This is a genomic window from Demequina aurantiaca (genome assembly GCF_050598105.1).
Classification (GTDB): domain Bacteria; phylum Actinomycetota; class Actinomycetes; order Actinomycetales; family Demequinaceae; genus Demequina; species Demequina aurantiaca_A.
Map to the genome: position 1 here is coordinate 113937 of NZ_CP192436.1, position 23831 is coordinate 137767.

Annotated in this window: 25 protein-coding genes; 7 read left to right on the top strand and 18 right to left on the bottom strand. The window is 67.6% G+C overall.

Annotated features, from left to right (window positions below):
* Nucleotides 1-100 precede the first annotated feature (100 nt).
* The 4 genes from ACQU6B_RS00485 to ACQU6B_RS00500 form a co-directional block, all read right to left on the bottom strand.
* Nucleotides 101-1363 carry a cation:proton antiporter gene (locus ACQU6B_RS00485; protein ID WP_430868091.1) on the bottom strand — a complete coding sequence of 421 codons (1263 nt, stop codon included), beginning with the start codon at nucleotides 1361-1363 and terminating at the stop codon, nucleotides 101-103.
* Between the two features lie 4 nt (nucleotides 1364-1367).
* Nucleotides 1368-1847 (bottom strand): cation:proton antiporter regulatory subunit, encoded by a 480-nt coding sequence (locus ACQU6B_RS00490; protein ID WP_430868092.1) that lies wholly within the window; start codon nucleotides 1845-1847, stop codon nucleotides 1368-1370.
* Nucleotides 1848-1881: 34 nt separating this feature from the next.
* Nucleotides 1882-2787 (bottom strand): phosphotransferase, encoded by a 906-nt coding sequence (locus ACQU6B_RS00495; protein ID WP_430868093.1) that lies wholly within the window; start codon nucleotides 2785-2787, stop codon nucleotides 1882-1884.
* Nucleotides 2788-2849: 62 nt separating this feature from the next.
* On the bottom strand, nucleotides 2850-3014 hold the full coding sequence (locus tag ACQU6B_RS00500) for a hypothetical protein (protein WP_430868094.1): 165 nt from the start codon (nucleotides 3012-3014) through the stop codon (nucleotides 2850-2852).
* Nucleotides 3015-3105: 91 nt separating this feature from the next.
* On the opposite strand from ACQU6B_RS00500, the gene ACQU6B_RS00505 reads away from it, so the two are divergent.
* The gene (locus tag ACQU6B_RS00505; protein WP_430868095.1) at nucleotides 3106-3744 is read left to right on the top strand and encodes a class I SAM-dependent methyltransferase; all 639 of its coding nucleotides are present in this window, start codon (nucleotides 3106-3108) and stop codon (nucleotides 3742-3744) included.
* Complete coding sequence (locus ACQU6B_RS00510; RefSeq protein ID WP_430868096.1) at nucleotides 3741-4811, top strand: P1 family peptidase; 1071 nt, start codon at nucleotides 3741-3743, stop codon at nucleotides 4809-4811. Before ACQU6B_RS00505 ends, ACQU6B_RS00510 begins: the two co-directional genes overlap by 4 nt.
* On the opposite strand, the gene ACQU6B_RS00515 is transcribed toward ACQU6B_RS00510, so the two are convergent.
* The 6 genes from ACQU6B_RS00515 to ACQU6B_RS00540 form a co-directional block, all read right to left on the bottom strand.
* Nucleotides 4800-5360: a GNAT family N-acetyltransferase gene (locus ACQU6B_RS00515; protein WP_430868097.1), complete on the bottom strand. Its 561-nt coding sequence runs from the start codon at nucleotides 5358-5360 to the stop codon at nucleotides 4800-4802. The genes ACQU6B_RS00510 and ACQU6B_RS00515 overlap by 12 nt on opposite strands.
* 67 nt (nucleotides 5361-5427) lie before the next feature.
* Nucleotides 5428-7110: an ABC-F family ATP-binding cassette domain-containing protein gene (locus ACQU6B_RS00520; protein WP_430868098.1), complete on the bottom strand. Its 1683-nt coding sequence runs from the start codon at nucleotides 7108-7110 to the stop codon at nucleotides 5428-5430.
* Nucleotides 7111-7165: 55 nt separating this feature from the next.
* Nucleotides 7166-8419: a Dyp-type peroxidase gene (locus tag ACQU6B_RS00525; protein ID WP_430868099.1), complete on the bottom strand. Its 1254-nt coding sequence runs from the start codon at nucleotides 8417-8419 to the stop codon at nucleotides 7166-7168.
* 3 nt (nucleotides 8420-8422) lie between these two features.
* Entirely contained in the window at nucleotides 8423-9070 is a 648-nt protein-coding gene (locus tag ACQU6B_RS00530) for a copper chaperone PCu(A)C (protein WP_430868100.1), read from the bottom strand.
* A gap of 101 nt (nucleotides 9071-9171) precedes the next feature.
* A complete protein-coding gene (locus ACQU6B_RS00535) occupies nucleotides 9172-9792 on the bottom strand; it encodes a hypothetical protein (protein ID WP_430868101.1) in 621 nt (206 codons plus the stop codon).
* 46 nt (nucleotides 9793-9838) lie between these two features.
* Nucleotides 9839-11014: a MalY/PatB family protein gene (locus ACQU6B_RS00540; protein WP_430868102.1), complete on the bottom strand. Its 1176-nt coding sequence runs from the start codon at nucleotides 11012-11014 to the stop codon at nucleotides 9839-9841.
* 111 nt (nucleotides 11015-11125) lie between these two features.
* Here ACQU6B_RS00540 and ACQU6B_RS00545 point away from each other — a divergent pair, with 111 nt between their 5' ends.
* A complete protein-coding gene (locus ACQU6B_RS00545; RefSeq protein ID WP_430868103.1) occupies nucleotides 11126-11410 on the top strand; it encodes a putative quinol monooxygenase in 285 nt (94 codons plus the stop codon).
* A 28-nt stretch (nucleotides 11411-11438) separates the two neighbouring features.
* Here ACQU6B_RS00545 and ACQU6B_RS00550 read toward each other — a convergent pair whose 3' ends face one another.
* Nucleotides 11439-11939, bottom strand: coding sequence for an SRPBCC domain-containing protein (locus ACQU6B_RS00550; RefSeq protein ID WP_430868104.1), 501 nt, complete (start codon nucleotides 11937-11939; stop codon nucleotides 11439-11441).
* 128 nt (nucleotides 11940-12067) lie between these two features.
* Here ACQU6B_RS00550 and ACQU6B_RS00555 point away from each other — a divergent pair, with 128 nt between their 5' ends.
* Nucleotides 12068-12643, top strand: coding sequence for a GNAT family N-acetyltransferase (locus tag ACQU6B_RS00555; protein WP_430868105.1), 576 nt, complete (start codon nucleotides 12068-12070; stop codon nucleotides 12641-12643).
* Nucleotides 12644-12662: 19 nt separating this feature from the next.
* Here the strand turns inward: ACQU6B_RS00555 and ACQU6B_RS00560 are convergent, their stop codons facing one another.
* From ACQU6B_RS00560 to pgm, 6 genes are all read right to left on the bottom strand, one after another.
* Nucleotides 12663-13514, bottom strand: a complete 852-nt coding sequence (locus tag ACQU6B_RS00560; protein ID WP_430868106.1) for an ATP-grasp domain-containing protein — start codon at nucleotides 13512-13514, stop codon at nucleotides 12663-12665.
* 9 nt (nucleotides 13515-13523) lie between these two features.
* Nucleotides 13524-14309 (bottom strand): phosphotransferase, encoded by a 786-nt coding sequence (locus ACQU6B_RS00565; protein ID WP_430868107.1) that lies wholly within the window; start codon nucleotides 14307-14309, stop codon nucleotides 13524-13526.
* 40 nt (nucleotides 14310-14349) lie between these two features.
* Complete coding sequence (locus tag ACQU6B_RS00570) at nucleotides 14350-15633, bottom strand: MFS transporter (protein WP_430868108.1); 1284 nt, start codon at nucleotides 15631-15633, stop codon at nucleotides 14350-14352.
* A gap of 18 nt (nucleotides 15634-15651) precedes the next feature.
* On the bottom strand, nucleotides 15652-16536 hold the full coding sequence (locus tag ACQU6B_RS00575) for an LppM family (lipo)protein (protein WP_430868109.1): 885 nt from the start codon (nucleotides 16534-16536) through the stop codon (nucleotides 15652-15654).
* Entirely contained in the window at nucleotides 16533-17264 is a 732-nt protein-coding gene (locus ACQU6B_RS00580) for an LppM family (lipo)protein (protein ID WP_430868110.1), read from the bottom strand. Before ACQU6B_RS00580 ends, ACQU6B_RS00575 begins: the two co-directional genes overlap by 4 nt.
* A gap of 79 nt (nucleotides 17265-17343) precedes the next feature.
* On the bottom strand, nucleotides 17344-19020 hold the full coding sequence (pgm, locus tag ACQU6B_RS00585; RefSeq protein ID WP_430868111.1) for a phosphoglucomutase (alpha-D-glucose-1,6-bisphosphate-dependent): 1677 nt from the start codon (nucleotides 19018-19020) through the stop codon (nucleotides 17344-17346).
* A gap of 143 nt (nucleotides 19021-19163) precedes the next feature.
* Between pgm and ACQU6B_RS00590 the strand changes: the two genes are divergently transcribed.
* Both ACQU6B_RS00590 and pheA read left to right on the top strand, forming a co-directional pair.
* Nucleotides 19164-20285, top strand: a complete 1122-nt coding sequence (locus tag ACQU6B_RS00590; protein WP_430868112.1) for a glycosyltransferase — start codon at nucleotides 19164-19166, stop codon at nucleotides 20283-20285.
* Complete coding sequence (gene pheA / locus ACQU6B_RS00595) at nucleotides 20282-21229, top strand: prephenate dehydratase (RefSeq protein ID WP_430868113.1); 948 nt, start codon at nucleotides 20282-20284, stop codon at nucleotides 21227-21229. Before ACQU6B_RS00590 ends, pheA begins: the two co-directional genes overlap by 4 nt.
* Before the next feature lie 17 nt (nucleotides 21230-21246).
* Here pheA and ACQU6B_RS00600 read toward each other — a convergent pair whose 3' ends face one another.
* Nucleotides 21247-22515, bottom strand: a complete 1269-nt coding sequence (locus ACQU6B_RS00600; RefSeq protein ID WP_430868114.1) for a diacylglycerol/lipid kinase family protein — start codon at nucleotides 22513-22515, stop codon at nucleotides 21247-21249.
* A gap of 36 nt (nucleotides 22516-22551) precedes the next feature.
* Here ACQU6B_RS00600 and serS point away from each other — a divergent pair, with 36 nt between their 5' ends.
* The gene (gene serS / locus ACQU6B_RS00605; RefSeq protein WP_430868115.1) at nucleotides 22552-23823 is read left to right on the top strand and encodes a serine--tRNA ligase; all 1272 of its coding nucleotides are present in this window, start codon (nucleotides 22552-22554) and stop codon (nucleotides 23821-23823) included.
* Nucleotides 23824-23831 lie beyond the last annotated feature (8 nt).

The window sequence follows — 23831 nt, forward strand, 5'->3', positions numbered from 1 at the left end:
AGCCTTCAATTAGTGGGTAATTGACGACGGTAACATGCGCTTTGCGGGGCGAAATGGGGACGTTTGGCCCGCGTCCCGCGGCGCCAGGGCAACGTGCCTGCTAGGGAGTTACTTTGTCCCCCGCATCGCCCGCAAGTGTATTTGTTGGCACGACTCTCTTGGCCCTGATCGGAGACGGTATTCGATCCGCGAAACGCATCGCGATTGACCCGGCGAAGGCCAGGATCAGCACATAGGCTGCGGCCAGCGGTCCGAGTTGGACCTGTGCGCCAGCGGCAACGCCCAGCCCGGCGATGACGATGGAGAACTCCCCGCGCGGCACCAGGGATAGCCCGGTTCGCCATTGGCCCTTGGGTCCGATGCCGGCGCGGGAGGCCGCCCAGACTCCGGTCGAGATCTTGGTCACCGCAGTGATGATCGCGAGCCCGATGGCGGGCAGGAGCACGGGCAGGAGGTCGCGCGGGTCGATGCCAATGCCAAAGAATACGAAGAAGAGTCCGCCGAACACGTCACGCAAGGGTGGCAGCAGGCCGCGTACGTCATCGGCGACCTGTCCCGACAGGGTGAGTCCCAGGAGGAAGGCTCCCACCGCGGCGGAGACCTGGACGGCCTCCGCGAGACCGGCGACCAGGAACGTGAGCCCCAGTACCCCTAGCAACAGCAATTCGCGTGAGTGCGAGTGCACCATCTTGTTGACGTGCTTGGAGAAGCGCAGGGAGACCAGGAACGCGGTCGCGACCAGCCCGATCGCGATGGCCGCCGCGATCGCGCCCTGCATGAGCGTCGCGCCGACCAGCGCCACCGCCATGAGTGGCAGGAAGACCGCCATCACGATGTCCTCCATCACCAGCAGGCTGAGGATCACAGGTGTCTCGCGGTTGGCCATGCGGTCAAAGTCGTCGAGCAGGCGCGCGATGATGCCCGACGAAGAGATGTAGGTGACGCCGCCCAGCAATAGCGAGGCGGTGAAGGACCAGCCCATGATCAGACCGACGGCGACGCCCGGGACGCCGTTGGCGACCAGGTCGAGCAGTCCGGCGCGCCAGTTGGACTTCATACCGTCCTGGAGGTCCTTGGGTGAGTACTCCAGGCCCAACAGCAGCAGGAGGAGTACGACCCCGATCTGCGCACCTATCTCGAGGAACTCCTCGCCGGCGGAGATCGGAAGCAAGCCGCCATCCCCCATCAGCAGGCCGGCCAGGAGGTACAGCGGGATGGACGGGATGCCGATGCGCGCGGCCAGCCTGCCCACCAGCGCGAGCACTATCAGGATCACACCGAGCTCGATGAGCACGTCGCCGGTCTCTCCCGCCGCAGCCATCGGCAAGGGCAAGCCCAGCATCGGCGCGGCGAGGGGAGTCATGGGTCTAGCCGATCAGGATCTGAGTGGCCTTGCGAACTGCGTCGGCGCTGCCCATGACGAGGACCGTGTCTCCCGGCACTAGTCCAAAGGTCGGCTCCGGGCCCGGAAACGCTGCGTCGCCGCGGATGACGGCGACCACGGAGGCGGACGTCTCCGTGCGGATCCGACCGTCGCCGATGGTCTTGCCCGACAGCCCCCCGGCATCCGGCATGGTGACCCACTCGATCGCGAGACCCTCGACGTTGTGCTTGAGTTCCTCAAGGCGGGCGGTGATGTTGGTGCCGCCGAGCAGCTCGGCAACTTTGCTCGCGTCGCCCTCGGACAGCTCGATGGTGCCGCGGCACGAGTCCGGGTCCTCGCGGTCGTAGAGCGCGATGTCGCGCTTGCCGTCGCGGCGCACGACGACGCCTACGTGGTCGCCGCCTTCGGCCGTGAATTCATAGCGAACGCCCACGCCAGGCAGCGGTGTCTCGAAGAGTTCCATGGCACTACTGTTCCACGCGCGAGACGCTCGTGCGCTACGCCTCGACTGCGAGACCCATTTCTATGAGCCGATCCCAGGCCATACGCATGGCGAAAGGGTCGTCCACCGCGACGTGCCGGAGGGCTGAAAAAACTTGGAACGCGCCGATGCGGGCGCGGGTCGCGGGACAGAGTGCTCCGTAGGCGTCGAAGAAGGACTCGTGATGCTCGAGGGGTAAGAGGTTGGAGGCGCAGGCCAGGTCCGCCGCGGGGTCGCCACTGCCGTAGTGATGCCATGCCAGGATCCCCCCGAAGCGGCCATGGTCAGAGATCACCGAGCGAGGCTCGAGGGTTCCGTGGGTCCAGGTGGGATCGATGTTCATGGGTGCACGGGCCCCGCGTTGAAAGCGGTCGCGCACGGCGTCACTGTCGATCTCGTGTCTCACCAGCCCCTCCGACTCGGTTGCGGACGCCAGCAGCGTCTGAAAGTGCGGGTACAAACGAGGCAGCGACACGCTCGTTCTGGGGTTCAGTGGAGAATCGGCCGGGGCGATGACGTGTATCTCAGCGAGAGCCTTCGCCAGCGGAGCCACTGACCCCGAGTCGAGGGGCACGAATCCTGCTGTGGAACCGGCCTTCCACTCGACTACGAACCAGTGATATGGGAACCCCTGACTAGGTATGCCGGTAGCGACGGGGTAGCTCGCCGGAAAAGTCCAGCCTGGGGCGCGCGGCCGGATCAATGCTGCGGCACGCTCGTAGAATTCGTCGCCGTCGCTATAGCGCGGGAAGACGGCGCCGATGTCGTCGCCGACGCGTACCGCAAAATGCTCGGCGATCGCGTATCTACGCCCCAGTTCACGATCCGAGAAGTGAGGAAACTGCTCGTCAATGAGGGCGCGCAACTGAGCGTCGGGGAGGTCGTGCGGTACGGCCCCGTCTGGGCGCGCCTGAGGTTGCATTGCCTCAGATTAGTCGCCCGCGAGAAACGTTTCGACCAACAGCGATCGCTGTATTGAGAGAGCTACTTCACGAAGCGGACCGCGCTGCCCGCGACCTTGAGTCCCTTGGCCGCCTTCGACTGGGGTCCCTGCCTCTGTTCGACTCGCTCGGCGGTCTTGTGGAGCAGGTTCGCAACGATGGGAACGGCGATAGCGATGATGATCCAGCGGATGGCGCGACGGCGCACGGACGGCTCCTTTGTGAATGACCTACCCAGTATGCGTGAGGGTATGAGTCGCAATGTATGTCAGCGCACGAGCGTGCGCAACAATGGGCTTATGAGCGACGAAATCGAGAAGGCTGACGCACCCAAGAAGGTTGTCGATGACGACCGCCGGTGGAACTACTCCATTCACTACCAGAAGCGGCTGGTGGAGCTGATTCCCGAGTCAGCCAAGACGGCGCTCGACATCGGCTGCGGCGAGGGCATGTTCGCGCGCGAACTCGCGTCCCGAAGGCTTGCCGTCACGGCGATCGACGCGGACGGCCCCACGCTGGAACGGGCGCTCGCCCAGGATACGGCCGGGATCGACTACATCGGGGGTGACGCTCTCACGTACCCGCTGCCTACCGCGTCCTACGACGTCGTGAGTGCAATCTCGGTGCTGCACAATCTGGACATCGTCGAGGGGCTCACCCGTATCAAGGAACTGGTCGCCCCCGGCGGCATCGTGCTCGTCGTCGGCGCGGCGAAGGGCACCATGAAGACGATGCCGCGGGAGATTGGCGCCTCGTTCGCCGACAAGGCCCAGCGGCTTTGGCGCGGTTGGTGGGATCACGACACCCCGAGCGTATGGCCGCCGCCGCACACGTTCGACGACGTGAGCGAGGCCGCCCGCGCGGTCATGCCCGGCTGCGAGCTCAAGGACCACCTGCTGTACCGGTACACCCTGACCTGGACCAAGCCCGCCGCGTGAACAACACGCTGACGGCCCTCGACGGAGTGCGAGTGGGCCACGCTACTCACCCCGCCGCGCTCACGGGTTGCACCGCGGTGGTCTTCGACAGGCCCTTCTCCACCGCGGTCAAGGCCTACGGCGGTGGCGCAGGCGGGTTCAACCTCGAAGGACTGCGTGGGGGGCACACCGATTACGGCGTGGGAGGCCTCTTCATCGCCGGGGGCTCGAGCACGGGCCTGCTCGCGGGCGCGGGAATGATGGAGGCGATGCGCGCGGACGGCTTGGGCGCGAAGTCGGGTGCCGCGGGCGCGATCATTAATCCGTCGGTGTCCGGCGCTGCGATCTACGACCTCGGCATGGAGGTCGCGCCCTTTAGCGCGGACTACGGCCGGGAGGCCTACGCGAACGCGTCGTCGGATCCCGTGGCAAGCGGCAACGTGGGCGCGGGCACCGGGGCGTCGGTCGGTAAGTACAGGTGGCTTGACCTTGGTGCGTCGAACCCGGCCATGAAGGGCGGAGTGGGCTCTGCGCGGGTGGACGTTGGCGGCGGAATCATCGTGTGCGCGATGTCCGTGGTTAACGCGGTGGGCAACGTAGTCCTGCCATCGGGCCAGATCTTGGCTGGCAACCGCGACGAGCACGGCGACTTCTCGAGCTACGAGGAACTCAGTGACTTCCTCACGCGCGCCGACGCAGGTCGCAGCGAGCACAACACCACCATCACGGTGGTGGGGATCAACGTTGACCTGGGCGCGCTCGAGCACTATGAGAAGGTCGCGCACTTCGCGACGCACGGGCAGGTGCGCGCCATCAACCCGGTCCACACCGCCGGAGACGGGGACACCGTATTCGTGTTCTCGAACGGGCAGCTGCGCGACCCGCTGAACTCAACCGCGCAGTTCTTCAAGGAGTCCGCGACCGACATCCACCTGCAGGTGGACCTCATCGGGCATGCGGCGGCACGGGCGGTGCAGGAGAGCATCTACGACGCGTGCCGGAGCGCGACGACGGTGCAGGTCGAGGGTGCCTACGGCGGCGTGGTGCCGGGCGCGGCGGACTACCCGATTGGCCAGTCAGCTCGCTGACTGACGCAGTTTCCACTCGCGAGCGAGCAGGCCGTACATGGCGTCGTCGGCGATGCGATCGCCTACCCAGTACGACTCGCGCCGGGTGCCCTCATGGACAAAACCGAGCCGGCCCAGCACGCGCACCGAAGGTACGTTGTGCGGATCCGTCGTCGCCTCGATGCGGTGGACGCCAAGTACGTCCACCACGTAGTCGCAGACCGCGCCGGTGGCCTCGGTGCTGAAGTAGTGGCCGCGCGCCCAGGGATGAAGGGTGTAGCCCACCTCGGCGGTGTGGCTGTCCTCGGACAGCCTGATGCCAACGTCGCCCACCACGCGCCCGTCCTTGGTCCGTTCGACCGCCAGCAGGAACCACTCGCCGGGAGCGACGTCTCCGCGCGCCGTCATTCCATCGATCAGCGCCTCGGCATTGGCGAGGGAGTACGGAACCACCCAGGCCTGGTATCTCGCAGTCGCGGGGTCGCTGCGGCGGTCGGCGAGGTCGGCGGCGTCATCCGGTCCCATTGCCCGTAGCGTGAGTCGGCCGGTGGTGATCGGTGAGAATGCCATGTCTCCAGTATGCCGCGAGCCGTGGTGCGCCGCCCCGTGCACGCGGTGGGCCGGCCCGGTTTAGGCGCTAGCGGTCGCGATCGACGCGTGCGACGTCCCACCGGGGTTCGGCGCTCTCCACCACGTTGCCGTCCTCCCCAAAAATGAGGAATCGCTCGAAGTTGGCAGCGAACCAGCGGTCGTGCGTGACGGCGATCACCGCGCCGTCAAAGGACATGAGTGCGCTCTCGAGGGATTCCGCCGACTCGAGGTCGAGGTTGTCGGTGGGCTCGTCGAGGAGCAACATGGTGGCGCCCGCGAGCTCCAGCAGGAGCACCTGGAAGCGTGCCTGCTGCCCTCCGGACAGGCTCTCGAACTTCTGCTCGGAGCCGGCTCCAAGGCCGTAACGGTCGAGCACGCTTTCCGCGGCGGAGCGGTCGAGTCCCTTGCGGTGGGCGTCGCCGCGGTGCAGCAGGTCCAGCAGCGTCTTGCCCTGCCACTCGGGGTGGGAGTGAGTCTGCGCGAACCAACCCGGACGGACACGGGAGCCGAGCGAGACGTGGCCGGTGTGCTTGACGGACCCGGGGACCACGTCCCCCACCGGCTGGTGCTCGAGGTCGGGGTCGGAGCCACCCGCCGCGAGCAGGCGCAGGAAGTGGGACTTGCCGGACCCGTTCGAGCCCAACAGCGCGACGCGGTCGCCGTACCAAATCTCGGTGCTGAACGCGCTCATCAACCCGGTCAGTTCCAGGTCTTCGATGACGACGGCGCGCTTGGCGGTGCGACCCCCGCGCAGCTTCATGTTGACCGACTGCGGCAGAGGAATCGGCTCGGGCTTGCCAGCCTCCTCGAACTTGCGCAGCTTGGTTTTGGCCGCCTGGTAGCGGTTCGCCATGTCGGGGCTGCTGGCGGCGCGGGCCTGCATGGTGCGCACCAGGTCCCGGATGCGCGCGTGCTCCTCGTCCCACCGCCGCAGGTCCTCCTCCATGCGCGCGATCCGAGCCTCACGACCCTCGCGGTACGTGCCCCAGCCCCCGGAGTGAATCCACAGGGTGTTGCCGTGCGAGTTGCGCTCGAGCGTGGCGACCTTGGTCGCCGCATTCTTGAGGAGTTCGCGATCGTGGCTGACCAGCAGGATCGACTTCTTCGAGGTGCGCAGCTGCTCCTCGAGCCACAGCTTGCCGGGAACATCGAGGTAGTTGTCCGGCTCGTCGAGGATCAGCACGTCGTGGTCGTCGCGCATCAGCGCCTCCAGCACCAGCCGCTTCTGCTCGCCGCCGGACAGCGTCGACACGGTGCGATCGCGGGCGGCGTCGAAGGAGACTCCCATCGCGGATACCGTGCAGACGTCCCAAAGGGTCTCGAGCTCGTACCCTCCGGCGTCGCCCCAGGCGATGACGGCATCGGCGTACGCCATCTGGTCTTTCTCCGCGCCCGTCTCGTACATGCGAGCCTCGCTCTGCGACGCCCGCTCGGCGAGCGCGCGCAGCTTAGGAGGGGCGACGGAGAGCAGGAGGTCGGCCACGGTTGACTCGTCGCGGACGGAGCCGATGAACTGGGTCATCACGCCCAGCGAGCCGGTAATGGCGACGCTGCCCTCGTGAGGGTTCAGGTCGCTGCGCGCGATGCGAGTCAGCGTGGTCTTGCCGGTGCCGTTGGGTCCCACGAGCGCGACGACTTCGCCCTCGCCCACTTTGAGGGTGACGTCACGCAGAAGCATGCGCCCGTCGTCGAGGGAAAAGGAAACGTCGCTGATCTGAAGGTGGCCCACCTGGGAAAGGGTACGGGGTCAGCGCGAGGAACAGTGGCTGCGGACCGCGGGACCCCTACTCCAACAGCCCCTGGCCGACGTAGCCACCCTCGTCGCAGCCCGGTGGGATGGCGAATACCGCGGAGCCGATGGGCGTGGTCCAGACGTTTAGTAAATCTGCGTCCGCGAGCGCCCTCTGGATGGGCACAAATTGCGCGTCGACGTCGGCCTGGTACGAGGCGAAAAGCAACCCGGTGTTCGACACGACGGATTCGCTCGCCCCCGGAAGGGGGGTTAGGTCGTAGTTATAACCGCGGCGAAAGATCCTCGCCCCGGTGAAGTCGTGATGGGCACGGCGAACGTGCGACACGTCGGAGATCACCGGAAAGCCGTTAGGGCCCTGTGCGTCGAAGTCCGGCTCATCGGTCTCCGCGGTTCCTGTCAGCGGGGCGCCGGTAGCGACGGTCCGCCCGACAGCGTTCTCGCGACCCTGCGTGCCCACCTCGTCCCAGGTTTCCATGGCCAGGTCAATCCGACGCAGCACTAGCGAAGTGCCACCGGTCATCCAGTCGTCGCCCGCCGCCCACACGACGTCGGCGAAGTCCGGCGTGCCGCGCTGAGGATTGGAAGTGCCATCCACCTGGCCGAAGAGGTTGCGCATCGTGGTGCCGCCTGGCTGCGACCCGTAGGCGCGGCGGAAGCCATCCTGACGCCATCGCAGGGAGGCGAACCCTCGGCCATCCTTCAGGATCATGCGGGTCGCGTGGGCCATCGGCACCTGATCGTCCGCGGACACCACGACGACGAGGTCGCCGCCCGTCCACTGATCCTCGAGCGCATCGATGTCAAAGGCGGGTAGCGGCTTGAGCCACGAGGGACGTCGCGAGTCGTCCACCCGGTCGAGGGCGCCGGGCCCAAATCCGAAAGTAAAGGTCAGCCCCGCTGGGTCCTCGGCCAGCTGTGGCTCTGTGTCAGCCAACGCCGGCGTGCCTGCCATCAGCCGCGCCGCATCGTCGCTCCACAGCCGCATGAGCCTGCGCAGGCCGTCGGCATCCACCTCGGGGTGCAGGTCCAGCGCCAGGAAGGTGACGTAGGACGCGACGGGCGTCTCCACCCCGGCCTGGTGTGCGCCGTAGAAGTTGACGGCGCGGGAACCGTTAAGTCCGGTCGAGTCGGGCGAGGCAGGCGCAGCCAGGGCGGGGGTGCGGCTCAGGGCCAACCCCGCCGCCACGCCGGCTCCGGCGGCGGCCCCTCCGAAGAGGAACCCCCGCCGGCTCGCGCCTCGACCCTTGCCGGCGGCGGCGTCGCCTTCTGGTCGAGCGTCAGTCATCGCTTAGGAGTCACTTTCCATGTCCATTGCCTCGGCGCTCGGGCTCGTGTGGTCATGGTCCGTGTCGTCGTGGTCCATCTCGTCGTGGTCGTGGTCGTGGTCGTGGTCGTGGTCGTGGTCCTCGTCGCCGTGGTCCATGTCCATAGAGTCGCCGCCGTCGTAGTCCTCATTGGCGCCGGTGAAATCCTTGGCCGTGGCCGTGAAGTCCATGGTCGAGTCGTCGGAGAAGGTCAGGGTGACGGTGACCTCGTCGCCAGCGACGATGGGCTCGGTGACGTCGAGAAACATGATGTGGAATCCGCCGGGCTCGAGGTTGAGGGAGCCACCGGCCGGGATCACTAGGCCGCCATCGACAGGGGACATCGACATCGAGCCATCGGCGTCGGCGCTAGTGGCGTGGAGTTCGATAGTCGGCGCCGCGTCGCTTGAGGCCGACACCACCGTTACCGGTTCGTCGGAGGCGTTGTTGAGAACGCCGAAAGCGGCAGTCATGCCGGTGTCCACCGTTTTGACCCACGGGTCATTAATGGTTGCCGAGTCAGACTCGGTCGTGTCAGTTGAGGTGGAGCACGCGCTCAGCGCGAAGGCGGAGACGGCGGCGAGGGCGGCAAGCCGGACGACCTTGGACGTGCGTGGGGCGGAGATGAACATTGGGACTCTTTTCTTGGCGCGCGTGGGCGCCACAAATTTCGGTGGAGTTGCCGCTGGGGCGCGGCGAAAGGAGCGCCCCTGAGGGCGCGGGGTGGTTGCTGTTAACCGGCGAGAAGAGGAGGCCCGCGCCCGGAGATGGGCGAAGATGCCGCGTCTAGAGGAGTCGCGGTGCGGCGCCAAGAGGGAATCTCAGTGGCACAGGCGACGACCTTTGGGGTCGCGGACAGGTGGTGCAGCCTGGACAGCACGGCTGCGCGGATAGAGACCTGCACCCAGGAGGCGACCGTGGCGAGTGCGGCAAACAGCTGCTCGGCTTTGAAGATCGCTGCGATTGTCACGAGCGCGGCGATGGCGTGCGAGAAGGTCATACCGCCGCCAGAAAAGGCGTGAGCACCCCCGCTAACGGTAATCGAGCCGACATCGTGTCCGGCGTGAATGCCGCCGGTGGTGTTCAACCCCACGTCGCCCGCGCCGAGCATGAAGAGCTGGTGAAAGAGCCACTGGCTGGCGAGCACCGCGACGCAAATACGCCACAGCGAGAGTTCCTTGCCCGCCAGTTGAAAGCAGACGGCGGCGGAGATCAAGAGTGGCACCGCAATGCCCGGCGTCGACGGCATCACTCCGCCCGCGATGACGTGCGAGGCGAGGGCGACAAAAGTCGCGAGTGCCGCGCCCGTGACGGCGCGACCGAGTCTGCTCAGGGCAGTCATCGGCATGGGCATACGCCGAGTATTCCACTACTCTCGCAATTGTGGAAGATTGCCACAATTAGCGAAGGGCGCGCGCGATCCGCTCGATGGCCTCGGTGAGGATCGCCGGCGACGTCGCGAAGTTGATGCGTGCGTGTCCGGCACCGCCCAGGCGGAACATGGGCCCTGAGTTGAGCATGACCCGCGCCTCGCGGTGCAGGAACTCCGAGGGGTCCTCGCCGCCCAGGTCGTACGCGCTGAAGTCGAGCCACGCGAGGTACGTGGATTCGGGCCAGGTGTACGCCACCTCGGGAAGGTGCTCCTTGAGCAACGCTCCCAGCAGGTGACGGTTCGCGTCCAGGCCGGCGAGTAGGTCATCGAGCCACGGCCCGCCCTGCGTGTAGGCGGCGGTCTGGGCGAGCGCCCCCAGCTGGCTCGGTCCGTGGCGCGGCACCGACTTGTAGCGCGCGAGATCCTCCATCGCGCCCTCACCGGCCACGAGGAGCGCGGCGGGGATCCCCGCGAGGTTCCACGCCTTGGAGGCGGACATCAGCGAGAAGGCGTCCGCCCGCTCAGAGTCGACCGTCAGGTAAGGCGTGTACGTGGCATCGCTGTACACGAGCGGGGCGTGGATCTCATCGGCGACTACGCGCACGCCGTAGCGCGCGGCGAGGGCGGCGACGGACTCCAGTTCGGCCCGAGTGTGCAGGGTTCCGGTGGGGTTGTGCGGGTTGCAGAGCAGGTACGCCGCGGGCCGGCCGCCCGCGGTCGCGCGCTGGAACGCGGCCTCAAGGTCGGCCAGGTCAATGCGAAAGTCCGCGGTGAGCGGCGACTCTTCGACGCGTCGCCCAGCCCCCTCGACGAACGAGAAGAACGGCGGGTAGGCCGGGGGGTTGATGATCACCGCGTCGCCGGGCTCGGTCACCAGGGTGATCGCGTCGACGTAGCCCGTGATCACGTCGGGGACGCCGACGATGTGTTCGACCGCGAGCGACGGCCAGTCCCAGCGCTCGCGAGCGAACGTCACCAGCGACTCCTCGTACGCGGTGCCGGTGCGGTAGCCCACGTCTCCCGTGGCGATCGCCTTGGCCAGCGCATCGCGCACGGGCGGGGCGAACTCGACGTCCATCTCCGCGACGTAGAGCGGCAACACGTCAGGTTCGAAGCGACCCCACTTGGCGCTCTCGCGCGCCTGGAGAGCGGCGAGCGTGGGAATCGTCAGGGGATTGGGGCGCGGCGAGGCGGGAACTGTCATGCTTCCAGTGTGGCATTCACTCCGCATCGTCCGCGCAAGGGGTCGCGGAGTTGGCGTGGATGCTGGTTATCGTGGACGTAATCATTCTGAAAACCTATGACGGAGGCGCTGATGTACGGGCTTATTGGGAGCATCTTGGTACTGCCGGAGAACAGGGACACGCTGCTAAGCGCGCTCGAGCGCGGTTCGGTGGACCTGCCCGGTTGCGTCAGCTACGTCGTCGCGGCCGATGCTGAGGACCCCAGCCTGGTGTGGGTCACCGAGGTATGGGACAGCGCCCAGGCGCATGCAGCCTCGCTGGAGCTAGACCACGTCAGGGCCGCGATCGCCGATGCCAAGCCGGTCGTGCTCGGGTTTGGCACGCGCGTAGAGACCGAGCCGCACACTCTTCGCTAAAACCCGAGGGCGGCTGCGGGGAGTGCCGCTAGCTGGACCAATCCTCCCCGGCCGGCGGCGTCATCTGAGCGAGGAGCGCATCCAACCTCGCACTCGCGCCCCTCAGCCGGTCGATTCCTCCCAGGGCCTGGAAGCCGCGGAGGTTAAACGGGGTCAGGAAGTCCTCGGTGGTGACCACCTGCGTACCTCCCGGGATCGCTGAGAACTCGAGAGTCAGGGTGGTGGGTGCGTCGGGGAAGATCTCCGAGGTGCGGGTCTGCACTATCCGGCGATGGCGCTCCACCTCGTCGTAGCGCCCGTACATGCTGAACTCGTTGCCCTCGGGGTCCCGTTGCAGCATTCGCCAATTGCCCCCAGGTTGAGGGTTCGTCTCGGCCCAGGTGTTCGTGTAGCCGTCGGGAGCCCACCACGCCTTCAGGTAGAGCTCGTCGGTGTGGACTAGCCACACCTTTTCCAGGGGGTACGGCATCCGCTCGGTGACGATAACCTGCGGCGGTTCCTCGACGATGTGGATGCTGAGTTCGATCATGAGGGCCCCTTGGCTTGTCTCACATGGCGACGCGACTGAAGGCTGACCCCACGGGTGAGTACCGTGTGCACCCTAGAGTGCTGGCATGGCGTGGTGCGGGTCAAGCGACCGCGCCGTACCCTGGCCCTATGAGTCTGATGCGACGATCTCGAGTAACGCTTCGCGAGCCCACGGTGGCGGACGCCAGGGGAATCGCCCAGGTGCTCGTCGAGTCCTGGCTGGTGGCCTACGAAGGCGTGTTGCCGAGTGAGCTTCTCGCCGGTATCTCGGTGTCAGCGCGGCAAAAGCAGCTGGAGGCGGCGTTGGCGGCACCAAAGCCGCCCGGGGCGGTGCGACTGGTGGCGGTGCAGCACGGGATCATCATCGGTTTCGCGAACGCCGGGGTGACTGCCTCCCCCGCCGAGGCATCGGCGACGGCCCCGGACCAGTCGGGGGAGCCGCGTCCGGACGGAGAGTTGGCCGTCCTGTATGTGGCCTCCCAGCACTGGCAGCAGGGGGTCGGTCGCAAGCTCCTGCGCCGGGTCACCAGGCAGTTGACGGTCAGTGAATGTGGCGTCGTGCACGCGTGGGTAGTGGACGGCAACGACCGCGCCACCGCGTTCTTCAGGCGTCAGGGTTGGACCCAGTCCACGCATCGGCGCATTGAGGCGATGGACGGTCACGCGATACGTCAGACACGGATGGACTTCCGGCTAAACGACTAGCCGCAGGCGGGCGCGGTTGTCAGTCGAGTAGCGCGCGGAAGGCCGCGGCAGCGCGTTCGGGGGCACCCTCGCTGAGTCCCAGGAACAGGCTCGGCTCGGTGAGTTCGAGCTCGAGGACTACGGGCCCGTCCGGAGTCGGCAGCAGGTCCACCCGCGTGTACGCGAGCGCAGGCAACGACTCGACGATGCGGTCGGCCAACTCCCGCTCGGCGGCCGAGGGGTGCGTTCCGGTGACCTTCTCGTCAGCATAAATTCCTGTCTCCCAGGACATATTGCGCGAGAGAATCGCGGCCTTGCGGGCGGCGTGCGAGAACTGGCCGCCCACGTACATCAGCGCGGTCTCACCGACCTCGTCAATCTGTGAGAGGTACGGCTGGATCATGGCCGTCTTGCCCGCTGCGTGCAGGCTGGCCAGGTGTGCCCGCGCGGCCGCCTCGTCCCCGTTGAAAAGCTTGGCGCCGTTGGAGCCCGCGCCCACGGACGGCTTGACCACCAGGTGACCGTCGAGCGGGACCACGACGTCGTCCGGGATCTCCTCGCCTGGGTCAACGAACGTGGTGGGCACCACGGGAAAGCCGCGCCCCGCGAGGTCCGCGAGGTACCGCTTGTCGGTGTTCCACTTAATGGTCTCGAGCGAGTTGTACAGCGACGTGACGTGCGAGACCCGCTCGGCCCACAGCAGGAACGCGTCGAGGTTGTCGTGGTAGTTCCACGTGGACCGAATGACCACGGCCTCGTAGTTGGCCCAGTCCACATCCGGATCGTCCCAGCACACCAGCTCGGCCTCGGGCAGGTGAGGCAACAGCATCACCTCGTCCGCGTCGGGAACTGGCAGGTCGCGTGTGGTCACGAGGGCGATGCGAGGGTTCATGAGCCGAGCCTAGTTGCCCGGCAGCGCCTCGATCCACCGCGCGTGCGCCGCGTACATGTGCCCCCAGGCCCGATGCGCCGCGGAGTCCTGGCCCGCGCACCACGCTGCCATCGAACGCAGCCGCGCGGGCATCGCGCCGAGCACGCCGGCGGGCGCCGAACCATAGGCGCCCATGAAGGTGGCGGCGGCAGGCGCGCAGTTCGCCTCGATCGTGGCCGCCTGCAGATCGGTGAGGTCGGGCCACTCGCCCGGCGACGAGCCCCCCGCGGCCGGTGCCAGTGGCGCGAATTCGGGAAGGTACACGTAGCGGTAGAGCGTCCAGGCCAGGTCCCACTCGCGGCTCGCGGGGTAGCAGACGTCAAAGTCGATCGCGCCGACGAAACGACCGGCGCGAAACACGTGGTTGTAGGGCGCGAAGTCGTTGTGGGCGACTACCTCGGGGTTAGCCACCGCGTCGTGCGCGATCCACACGTCACCGGGCTCTCGCGGGAAGCTCACCGTGGCATCGTGCCACTGGCGCAGCGCGCGGGCGACGTCGGTGAGAAGGAGAGTGTTGGAGCGGAAGTCGGGCTCCCCGTGAGCCACCTCGCCCGCGATGAAGCCGAGCACCTCCCGTCCCTCGTCGTCGAAGCCGAGGGGTTCGGGCACCCACTCCACCCCGCGCTCGCGAAGGTGGTGCAGCAGGCGCTGGATGGTCGCACTCTGGGGGCTCGCGGCGCGGTGCACCGTTTCCCCCACGCGGACCACCGCATCGTTCACATTCCCGCCGGCTAGGGGAATCTCGGCGGAGGTCATTGCGACACTTTACCCGCGGGCCGGCCATCGACCATGGGGCCTAGACCTTGGGGACCAACGGCGGCTGCTCCACGAACTCGTCGATCGAGTGAGCGTCGTGGGGCGGGGGAGCGTCCCGCGCGGCGGGGTCTCCGTCCTGGCGCTCGGTGCCGTTGCGCAGCATCGGGATGGTGAGCACGGCAATCCCGAACGCCGCGAGCCCGGCCCCGGCCGACGTGTAGAGGCCGGCGTGCGCGCCCGACTGCTCGATCAGGACCCCCGCGAGCCACGCCCCGAGCGCCACCCCGGTACCCATACCGATGCGCACCCACGCCATCCCTTCGGTGATCTGGTCGCGCTTGACGACCCGCTGCACCACCGTGTCGGTATTGGTGAGGGACGGCGCGATCGTGGATCCAGCAACAAAGCCGACGATGGCGAACACGATGAGGTTGGGCGACAGGCTCATGGCCGTGAAGCCGATTCCGAGCGCGAGCGCGCCGAGCACCGTGCGCTTCCACAGCGGCGTCTTCCAGCGTCGCGAGCCATAGAACAGCCCGCCCATGAAGGACCCGGCGGACACAATCCCCAGGAGCAGGCCGGCCCAGGCCTTGTGGCCCTGCTCGTCCGCGAAGGCGACGGTCGAGATGTCGAAGGACCCGAACATCGCGCCGATTCCGAGCGCGATCAACGTCACGGCCACGATCGCCGGAGGCACGCGGATGCCGAGCCCGGTGCCGCCGGTCTCCTTGCGCGTGGGCGGCTGAGTGCTGCGCTGGGGCAGCAGGATCGCGATGCCGATCACCATGGCGGTCGCGGAGACGACGATTCCCAACGGGGCCCACACGGCCGTCGCCAGGATGGTCGCGAGCGCCGGTCCTGCGATGAACAGAATCTCGTCCAGGACCCCCTCGAGCGCGAAGGCGGTGTGAATGTCGTCGTCGGACTCCAGGATGTGTGACCACCGCGCGCGGGTCAGCGAGCCGAGCGGCCCTGACAGCGACGCGAGCACCACAGCCACCCACAGCATCCACTCGGGACCGTGCGTCATGGCCGTCCAGATGGCGATGACAGCCCCGGTGACGTGCAGCACGGTGAGAGGCCACATCACGGCGGCCTGGCCGAAGCGGTCGGTCAGGCGCGCGGTCGGGATGGTCTGCAGGGCCCACACCAGGACGCCGATGGCCGCGACCCGTCCCGCCATCTCGTAGCTGTTGTACTGAATCTGAACCATCAGGATCACCGAGATGTTGAACATCGAGATGGGCAGGCGCGACAGCAGGCCGGCAAAAGCGAAGGCCTTCGCGCCCGGGAGTTTCAGGATCGCTGAGTAGGTGGATAGCACCCGCTCATGTTCTCACCTTTAGGGCTGTGGAGACCCTGCGTCTGGCTTGTCTTCGGGGGCCGCCGGAGCCGTGGCATCGTCCCCGCGGGGCGCGCCGTCCAGGACGGGTGGAGGCAGGGTGTTGCTCCGCTGGCGCCGCTTGTCCTGGCGGACCAGCATGGTGGCCCCGCCAATCACTGACGCGAACGCGCCGATGACCAACGCCCACTTGATGAACGGCCACCAATCGATCTGCTTGGAGTCGCCCCCGACGATGCGGATGTCGCTGCCGCCGACGACGTCGGCCACCCCGAGTGTCACGGTGTTGCCGTTGATGTCGCCGGCGCTCGCCTCGGTCACCAAGCCGGGGAACGTGTAGCTGACCTCAAACTCGATCGCGCTTCCCAGCGCGGCCACGTTCGCGCCGCTGAGCCCGAGCGCGTCGAGGTCGATACCGCCCAGCGCTCCGTCGCCCACGCCCGGGGCGCCCTCGCCGCCGTCTGCGGCCGCCATGGTGACGATGTATTCGCCGTCGACGTGGTCGATGCTCGCCGTCGCGCCAACGCCCGCGGTGACCTGCGACGCCGCCCCGTTGAACTCGCTGAGTGGCAGGTCGGTGATGGTGAGTTCCACTCCGTGCAGGTCCTCGTCGGAGTAGTCCTCGAGGGTGACCTTGCCCGGATACTTGTCCTGCAGGTCGGTGAACTCCTGGCTATCCGCGAGCGAGTCGGTGAGGTCGTCCACGTTCAGCCCCGCCTGTTCGCCCACCTGGGAGGCCACTGCATCGGTAAAGGCGACAATCACGTGCTGCGAGAACGTGTCGTCGGACCCGATGGCCGTGTCGGCCTGGATGCGCACGCACCCGGACAGGGCGACGGCTGTGATCGCGGCGACGGCCAGGAGTTTTGCGGCTGGGGCTTTCATGATTGATTCTTTTCCTTTGAGGTCGCGTTGAGCGAGGGCTGAGGATTGCTGGGGGTGGCGGTGTAGACGCGGCTCGGCGTGCTGGTCGCCCGCGGCTCGCGGCGTCTGAGCGCGATGACGAGCACCACCGCCACGGCAAGTATCAGCGCGATTCCGATGGCCGCGGGCAGCCAGCCGGGCGTCTCGCTCGTCGCCTGCGCGGCACCCACCGCGTGGATCTCGGCGGGGGCCTGGGTCAGGTCCCAGGTGACAGTCCTGCCTTCCAGGGACCCATTGTGCTCGTAGACAGCGCCGGGGAACGTCACGCTCAGCCACATCTGAGCCGCGTCGGAGATGTTCGCGCCATTCGCCGCGAGCGCGGGGTCGACCGGGCCGTTCACGACGTAGTTGTCGCCGTCGCGCGAGATGGTGAAGTCGCCCGCGTCCAGGGCGAAATTGCCCATCGGTTGGCCCTGGAAGCTGACCTTCTGCCCCACGTAGCCGTCCTCGCTGTACTTGGTGATTGACGCCTCGTCGAGGCTCTGGGCCGTCTCGCCGAATAGCTGCTCAGCGGCCTGGGCGTCGGTGGTGTCGAGGAGCTCGCCGATCCCCTCCTGAAGGGCCAGCACCATGGTGCCGTCCACCGTCTCTTCTGGCGTGAGCGTGAGGTCAATCTGAACCCGCACGCAGCCCGTCAGCGCGACCACCACAATCGTGGCGAGCGCGGCAAAACGCAGTGGGGTCCTCATGTACACACTGTCCCACAGTCGGCGTTTCGCGAGCGTGGCGTGCCGGTTGAATCGGGAGCCGCGAGAACCCCTCCGAGGGCTAGCCCTCGAGCGCCTCGGATACTACGTCCTTGGCCTCCGCCTGAACCTCCGCGAGATGCGACTCGCTTACAAAGCTCTCCGCGTAGATCTTGTACACGTCCTCAGTGCCCGAGGGGCGCGCGGCGAACCACGAATCCGCCGTCGTCACCTTGAGCCCGCCGATGGCGGCCCCGTTGCCGGGCGCGCTGGTGAGCTTGTCCTGGATGGGCTGGCCCGCGAGGGTGGTCGCGCTGACCTGCTCCGGGGAGAGCTTCGCGAGGGTGGACTTCTGCGCCGGGGTGGCGGGGGCGTCGACGCGCGCGTACCAGCTCTCGCCAAGCTCGTTGGTGAGTGAGCGGTGCAGGGTGGACGGCGAGGCCCCCGTGGTCGCGGTGATCTCCGAGGCCAACAGCGCGAGGATCAGGCCGTCCTTGTCAGTGGTCCAGACGCGTCCGTCGCGGCGCAGGAAGCTGGCGCCAGCGGACTCTTCCCCGCCAAAGGCGACCTCGCCGGACAGCAGCCCGGGCACGAACCACTTGAAGCCCACCGGCACCTCGACGACCTCGCGGCCGATGCTCTTGCCCACCCGGTCGATCAGGCTGGAGGACACCAGGGTCTTGCCGATCTTCGCGCCGGAGGGCCACTGCGGGCGAGCTCCGCCGTAAAGGTAGGCGATGGAGGCGGCGAGGAAGTGGTTGGGATTCATCAGGCCGCCGTCGCGCGTCACGATGCCGTGGCGGTCGCTGTCCGCGTCGTTTCCGGTGGCGATGTCGTACGGGGCGTCCCCGCCGGCCATCATCTCGCGCAGCGAGGCCATCGCGTACGGCGACGAGCAGTCCATGCGGATCTTGCCGTCCCAGTCCAGCGTCATGAAGGCCCAGCGGGGGTCGACCTTGGGGTTGACCACGGTGAGGTTGAGCTTGTGCTCCTCGCCGATCGCTCCCCAGTAGTCCACCGCGGCGCCGCCGAGCGGGTCCGCGCCGATGCGCACGTCGGCGTTGCGGATCGCGTCGAGGTCGATCACGGACGGCAAGTGGTCCAGGTAGAGCTTGAGGAAGTCGAAGCCCTCGGTGGTCTCAGCCTTGCGTGCCTTGGCGTACTGCATGCGCGGCACCTGGCGCCATTCGCCGGCGAGGATCTCGTTGGCTCGATTCGCGATCCAGGAGGTCGCATCGGTGTCGGCCGGGCCGCCGTGCGGGGGGTTGTACTTGAAGCCGCCGTCACGCGGCGGGTTGTGGGAGGGCGTCACCACGATGCCGTCGGCCAGGCCCTTGCCAGACGTGCGCAGGCCCGCCTCGTCGACCGCGCCGTTCGCGACCAGGATCGCGAGCGAGACCGCGGGAGTGGGGGTGAAGCCGCCACGGCTGTCGATGCGCACGCGCACCTCCGCCGCGGCGAGTACCTCGAGCGCGGTCTCCTGCGCAGGCCCCGAAAGTGCGTGGGTGTCCTTGCCGATGTACAGGGGGCCGTCGATCCCCTGACGGCGCCGGTACTCGACGATCGCGGCGGTGGTGGCCACGATGTGCGCCTCGTTGAACGCGGTATCGAATGCGCTGCCGCGATGCCCGGAGGTGCCAAACGCGACGCGCTGGGACGCGATGGCGGGGTCCGGGACCAAGTCGTAATACTGGCCGATGAGGTCGTCAGTATCGATGAGGTCTTCAGGCAGGGCAACTGTTCCGGCGCGTGGGTGCATGACTCCTACTCTTCCACCTGAGACGCGTCCACGGCAATGCATTAATGGCGACGGCGCGAAAGTCGCCCGCAAAAGGTCACGAAAAAGCAAGGAACAGGCAAAATCGAGGTTGACCTGGCACCTTCGCTCGGTAGGCTGAGCACGTGGAAAACCCCGCCGACCCCGATGCGTCCCCCGCCGTGGCAGGTGGCGCGCCAAAAACGGGCGCTACCCAGCGACGACGCAGGTCCACCAAGGCAAAGGCGAACGCCGCTGAGGCGCCCACCGAGACCTCGGTGGCGGCACTGATCGTGGCCCACGACCAGGCACGCCGAATCGCCGCCACCGTGCGCGCGGCGCGTGCCATACCGGGTGTCGACCTCGTCCTCGTGGTGGACGACGGCTCCACCGACAACACCCAGGACCTAGCGCGCAAGGCTGGCGCGGTCGTCGTTCGGCACTCACATAACCGAGGGCGTACCGAGGCCATCGAGACAGGCGCGTCGGTCGTGGCCATGCGCGACCTCCCGGGCCGGCCGCCCCGCGCGCTATTGCTGCTCGACGGCGCGCTAGGAAACTACGCGATCGGCGCAGCACCACTCATTCCCGCGGTGACAGAGTCCGTGACGGACCTGGCCATCGGCCTGACCGCCGGGGGCAAGACCGCCGCCGGGGTTTCCTCCTCCGCCGCCCGCAAGGCCATCGAACGCGCCTCCAACTGGGTGCCACGTCAGCCGCTCAGCCGCGTCCGGTGCCTCACGCGCGAGGCGTTCGAGGCGGCCATCCCGCTCGCCCGCGGCGACGGGCTCGAGGCGGGAATGACGCTGGACGTGCTGCACGCCGGCCTGCTCGTGTCGGAGGTGGAGTGCGAGATCTTGCACAAGCCAATCCGCAAGGCGAAGCGCACTACGGCGCAGCGGCTAGTGCGCCTCCGCGACGTGCAGATGGCTATCGCTGCGCGCAGAGCGCGCGCGCTGCTGTCGACGACCACTGGCGCCGTAGTAGACAGACTTCCCTTCGGGGGAACTGCGCCGGACGGGGCCGATCAGAGCGCCGATGCGGCAGCAGGCGAGAGCGTTGCCCCTGGCGAATCAACCCTTGAGGCCGAGCCTGCCTCCAGCAAGAAGGTTCCCGCAACAAAGAAGCGTGCCAGCTCCAGGACAAAGAAGACCCTTGCGCCCGCGAACGCGTCCCCAAAGATCAAGCCAGCCGCGCCCGACAAGGTAGCGACGCCCAAAAAGGCTGCGCCTCAAGCCAAGCGCGCGCCGTCGAAGGAGCCACAGTGACCGACCTGCCCCGCTACGCGTACCTAGGCCCCGCGGGGACCTTTACGGAACTCGCGTTGCGCCGCATCGTCGGCGACCTTGAGGTCGAAGACGTCCCGTGTGTCGACGTGCTGACCGCGCTGGGTTCCGTGCGCGACGGCACCGCGGACTTCGCCGTCGTGGCGATCGAGAATACGGTCGAGGGCGGGGTCACCGCGACGCTCGACACGCTCGCAGTGGGTTCGCCGCTGGTGATTCTGGGAGAGCTGGTGCTGCCGATCGAGTTCGAACTCGTCGCGCGTCGCGGAACCCAGATGGGCGACATCGAGCGCATCAGTTGCCACTCCCACGGGTGGGCGCAGTGCCGCCGCTGGGCACACCGCGAGCTGCCCGAGGTGACCTTTGTGCCGGCATCGTCGAATGCCGCGGCGCCGACGCGCCTGGCCGATGAATCGCTGTCGCTAGCAGAGGTAGGTTTCGAGGCGGCCCTGGCGCCCCCCGGTACGGGTGCCCGCTTTGGGCTCGACGTCGTCGCCAACGGCGTCGCCGACAACCCCAATGCGGCGACCCGCTTTGTGCGAGTCGGCAGGCCCGCCGCGCTGCCCGCGCCCACCGGGGCCGACAAGACCACTCTGGTGGTGCACCTGCCCACGGATCGTTCCGGAGCGCTCCTGGAGATGCTCGAGCAGTTCGCGGCCCGCGGGGTGAACCTGTCGCGCATCGAGTCACGGCCCATCGGAGAGCGTCCGGGCGAGTACTCGTTCTCGATGGACGCCCTGGGCCACATCGCGGATGAGCGCATGTCCGAGGTGCTCATCGGCCTCAAGCGCACGTGCCCGCGCGTGGTGTTCCTCGGCTCGTACCCCACGGCGAATGCGTCCATCACGCAGGTCGCGCCGGGCACGTCGAACACCGACTTTGAGTCCGCGCGTGCCTGGGTCCAGGGGTTGCGCGAAGCCGAGTAGTTGGTGGGCGCCCGCGCCTACTTTGCCGGCTCGTCGGCTGACGTGGTCGCCGGGGTTGCCTCGATACCGAGCTCAAGGTCGAGGTCGACCTCGAGGTTCGCGTTGGCGTCCGTGTCCGCCTCGGGTGGGATGGTGAAGGCCTTGTCGCCCTTGCGGACCCGCAGTTTGAGCGCGCCGTGCGCGACCTCGGCGCGAAGTCCCGTGGCGGTACCGAGCGACTCGCCGTCGACCTGAATCTTCTGGGCCACCTTCATCTGGATCTCGACACACTTGCCGCGCGCGAGGTCGATTCGCGAGGTGCGGTAGGCCTTGAGGACCTCGGGCTGCTTGACGCCGGCGCCCTGTGCCACGACGGTGCCGAACAGGTCGGTCCACCCGACCACGCCAGCGCGCGCGTCCAGCGTCGCCACGTCGAGCAACCCGTCGGTGACGGACGCGTCGGGGATCAGCTTGAGGCCGCCGGGGAGGCTGCCGACGTTCGCGATCATCACCGTGCGCATCTGGCTGCTGACGGGCTTGGAGTTGTCGACGGACACCGACGCCTCCATCCGCGCATCGGCGGTGAACTTGATCGCGGCGAGGAAGTAGGCGAACCAGCCGATCCTGTGCTTGAGCTTGTCGTCCGTCCCGGCCACCATCTCGGCGTCGAAGCCGGCCCCCGCGATCACCAGGCAGATGTGACGCTCGGGCGGCGCCGCCGAGTTGTGCTCGCGCTCAACGTCGAGCCAGACCACGTCGATCGCGACCTCGTCGCCTTCGATGACGGTGCGCATCTGCGCGGGGGCGTCCGTGAGGGGCAGGTTGGCGTTGCGGGCGAAGAGGTTTCCGGTGCCCATCGGCAGGATGCCCAGGGACGTCTCGGTCCCGGCTACCGCCGCGGCCACCGCACGGACCGTTCCGTCGCCACCCACGGCGACCACTACATCGGCGCCGTCCGCGATGGCCTGACGGGCCTGACCTTCGCCGGGATCCTCTTTCGTGGTGAAGTACCACCGCGGCTCCGGCATGTAGCGGGCGGAGCAGGCGCGCATCGACAGCTCGCGCAGCTCGGAGATGCCGTTCTTGGTGGGATTCGCGACAAAGGCGAGGCGCTCGCGTCCGGCGGACGGGGTGCCGGACTGCTCGAGGTGGTGCGTGGGCCGTGACTTGATGCCCAGTAGTTTGCGCACCCTGGGGGGCACGGCGCTCGGATCGCGCTTGCCAAGGTGGCGGGTTGTCGCGATGCTCATCACGAGGGCGATGAGGCCTAGCAGCAGCCCCAAGGAACCCAGAATGATAGCGATCATGCCTCCAGCCTATTCCCCGACGTTAGACTTACCTGCATGATCGACCTGAAACTGCTCCGCCATGACCCCGATGTAGTGAGGGCTAGCCAGGTTTCGCGCGGCGAAGACCCCGCCATCGTCGACGCCGTTCTTGCGGCCGATGCGGAAAACCGCACTGCGCTCGCGTCCTTCGAGGCCAAGCGCGCCGAGCAGAAGGCGCTGGGCAAGACCGTCGCGCAGGCCAAGGGCGACGAGAAGCAGGCAGCGCTGACCAGCGCCAAGGCAATCGCGGGCGAGGTCAAGGAACTGCAGGCCGTGGCGGACGCCGCCGGGGCCCGCGCAATAGAGCTGGCGCGCTCATTGGGAAATATCCCCGATGTAGGAGTGCCCTCCGGCGGCGAGGATAACTTCACCGTGCTGCGGCACGAGGGGCAGGCGCGCGACTTCGCCGCCGAGGGCATCGACGTGCAGGACCACCTTGCCATTGGCGAGGGCCTCAAGGCGATCGACATGGAGCGCGGCGCGAAGGTCTCCGGCGCGCGCTTCTACTTCCTCACCGGGATTGGTGCGCGGCTCGAACTAGCGATCCTGAACGCGGCGATGGCGGCCGCCCAGGATGCGGGCTTCAGCCCCATGATCACACCCACCCTGGTGAAGCCGGAGACGATGGCCGGCACCGGATTCTTGGGCAACCACGCGGACGAGATCTACTACCTCGACAAGGACGAGCTCTACCTAGTGGGGACCTCCGAGGTGGCGCTCGCCGGCTACCACTCTGATGAGATCCTCGACCTCTCAGACGGCCCGATCCGCTACGCCGGCTGGAGTGCGTGCTACCGGCGCGAAGCGGGATCCGCCGGCCGCGACACCCGCGGGATCATTCGCGTCCACCAGTTCCACAAGGTGGAGATGTTCAGCTATGTCACGGCTGCCGAGGCGGCCGCCGAGCACGCGAAGTTCCTCGCCGTCGAGGAGTCCATGCTCAACGCGCTCGAACTGCCGTACCGCGTGATCGATACCGCGGCGGGTGACCTGGGCCAGAGCGCGGCGCGTAAGTTCGACTGCGAGGCATGGCTGCCTAGCCAGGAGCGCTGGATGGAAGTCACCTCTACCTCCAACTGCACCACCTACCAGGCGCGCCGCCTGGGAATCCGCGAGCGCGGCGAGAGCGGCACCCAGGCCGTCGCGACCGTGAACGGCACCATCGGTACCACGCGGTGGATTGTGGCGCTGCTCGAGAACCACCAGCAGGCCGACGGCTCCGTGTACGTGCCTCCCGTGCTGCGGCCCTACTTGGGCGGCCTCGAGGTGCTTGAGCCGGTCGCGTAAACGTGACC

What these genes read in the sequence shown, in the direction of transcription:
- ACQU6B_RS00555 (WP_430868105.1), top strand. Translation starts at nt 12,068, where the DNA reads ATGAGTCTGATGCGACGATCTCGAGTAACGCTTCGCGAGCCCACGGTG.
- ACQU6B_RS00540 (WP_430868102.1), bottom strand. Translation starts at nt 11,014, where the DNA reads ATGACAGTTCCCGCCTCGCCGCGCCCCAATCCCCTGACGATTCCCACG.
- ACQU6B_RS00580 (WP_430868110.1), bottom strand. Translation starts at nt 17,264, where the DNA reads ATGAGGACCCCACTGCGTTTTGCCGCGCTCGCCACGATTGTGGTGGTC.
- ACQU6B_RS00545 (WP_430868103.1), top strand. Translation starts at nt 11,126, where the DNA reads ATGTACGGGCTTATTGGGAGCATCTTGGTACTGCCGGAGAACAGGGAC.
- ACQU6B_RS00495 (WP_430868093.1), bottom strand. Translation starts at nt 2,787, where the DNA reads ATGCAACCTCAGGCGCGCCCAGACGGGGCCGTACCGCACGACCTCCCC.
- ACQU6B_RS00535 (WP_430868101.1), bottom strand. Translation starts at nt 9,792, where the DNA reads ATGCCCATGCCGATGACTGCCCTGAGCAGACTCGGTCGCGCCGTCACG.
- ACQU6B_RS00505 (WP_430868095.1), top strand. Translation starts at nt 3,106, where the DNA reads ATGAGCGACGAAATCGAGAAGGCTGACGCACCCAAGAAGGTTGTCGAT.
- ACQU6B_RS00490 (WP_430868092.1), bottom strand. Translation starts at nt 1,847, where the DNA reads ATGGAACTCTTCGAGACACCGCTGCCTGGCGTGGGCGTTCGCTATGAA.
- ACQU6B_RS00485 (WP_430868091.1), bottom strand. Translation starts at nt 1,363, where the DNA reads ATGACTCCCCTCGCCGCGCCGATGCTGGGCTTGCCCTTGCCGATGGCT.
- ACQU6B_RS00515 (WP_430868097.1), bottom strand. Translation starts at nt 5,360, where the DNA reads ATGGCATTCTCACCGATCACCACCGGCCGACTCACGCTACGGGCAATG.
- ACQU6B_RS00560 (WP_430868106.1), bottom strand. Translation starts at nt 13,514, where the DNA reads ATGAACCCTCGCATCGCCCTCGTGACCACACGCGACCTGCCAGTTCCC.
- ACQU6B_RS00565 (WP_430868107.1), bottom strand. Translation starts at nt 14,309, where the DNA reads ATGACCTCCGCCGAGATTCCCCTAGCCGGCGGGAATGTGAACGATGCG.
- ACQU6B_RS00550 (WP_430868104.1), bottom strand. Translation starts at nt 11,939, where the DNA reads ATGATCGAACTCAGCATCCACATCGTCGAGGAACCGCCGCAGGTTATC.
- serS (WP_430868115.1), top strand. Translation starts at nt 22,552, where the DNA reads ATGATCGACCTGAAACTGCTCCGCCATGACCCCGATGTAGTGAGGGCT.
- ACQU6B_RS00525 (WP_430868099.1), bottom strand. Translation starts at nt 8,419, where the DNA reads ATGACTGACGCTCGACCAGAAGGCGACGCCGCCGCCGGCAAGGGTCGA.
- ACQU6B_RS00575 (WP_430868109.1), bottom strand. Translation starts at nt 16,536, where the DNA reads ATGAAAGCCCCAGCCGCAAAACTCCTGGCCGTCGCCGCGATCACAGCC.
- pgm (WP_430868111.1), bottom strand. Translation starts at nt 19,020, where the DNA reads ATGCACCCACGCGCCGGAACAGTTGCCCTGCCTGAAGACCTCATCGAT.
- ACQU6B_RS00530 (WP_430868100.1), bottom strand. Translation starts at nt 9,070, where the DNA reads ATGTTCATCTCCGCCCCACGCACGTCCAAGGTCGTCCGGCTTGCCGCC.
- ACQU6B_RS00600 (WP_430868114.1), bottom strand. Translation starts at nt 22,515, where the DNA reads ATGATCGCTATCATTCTGGGTTCCTTGGGGCTGCTGCTAGGCCTCATC.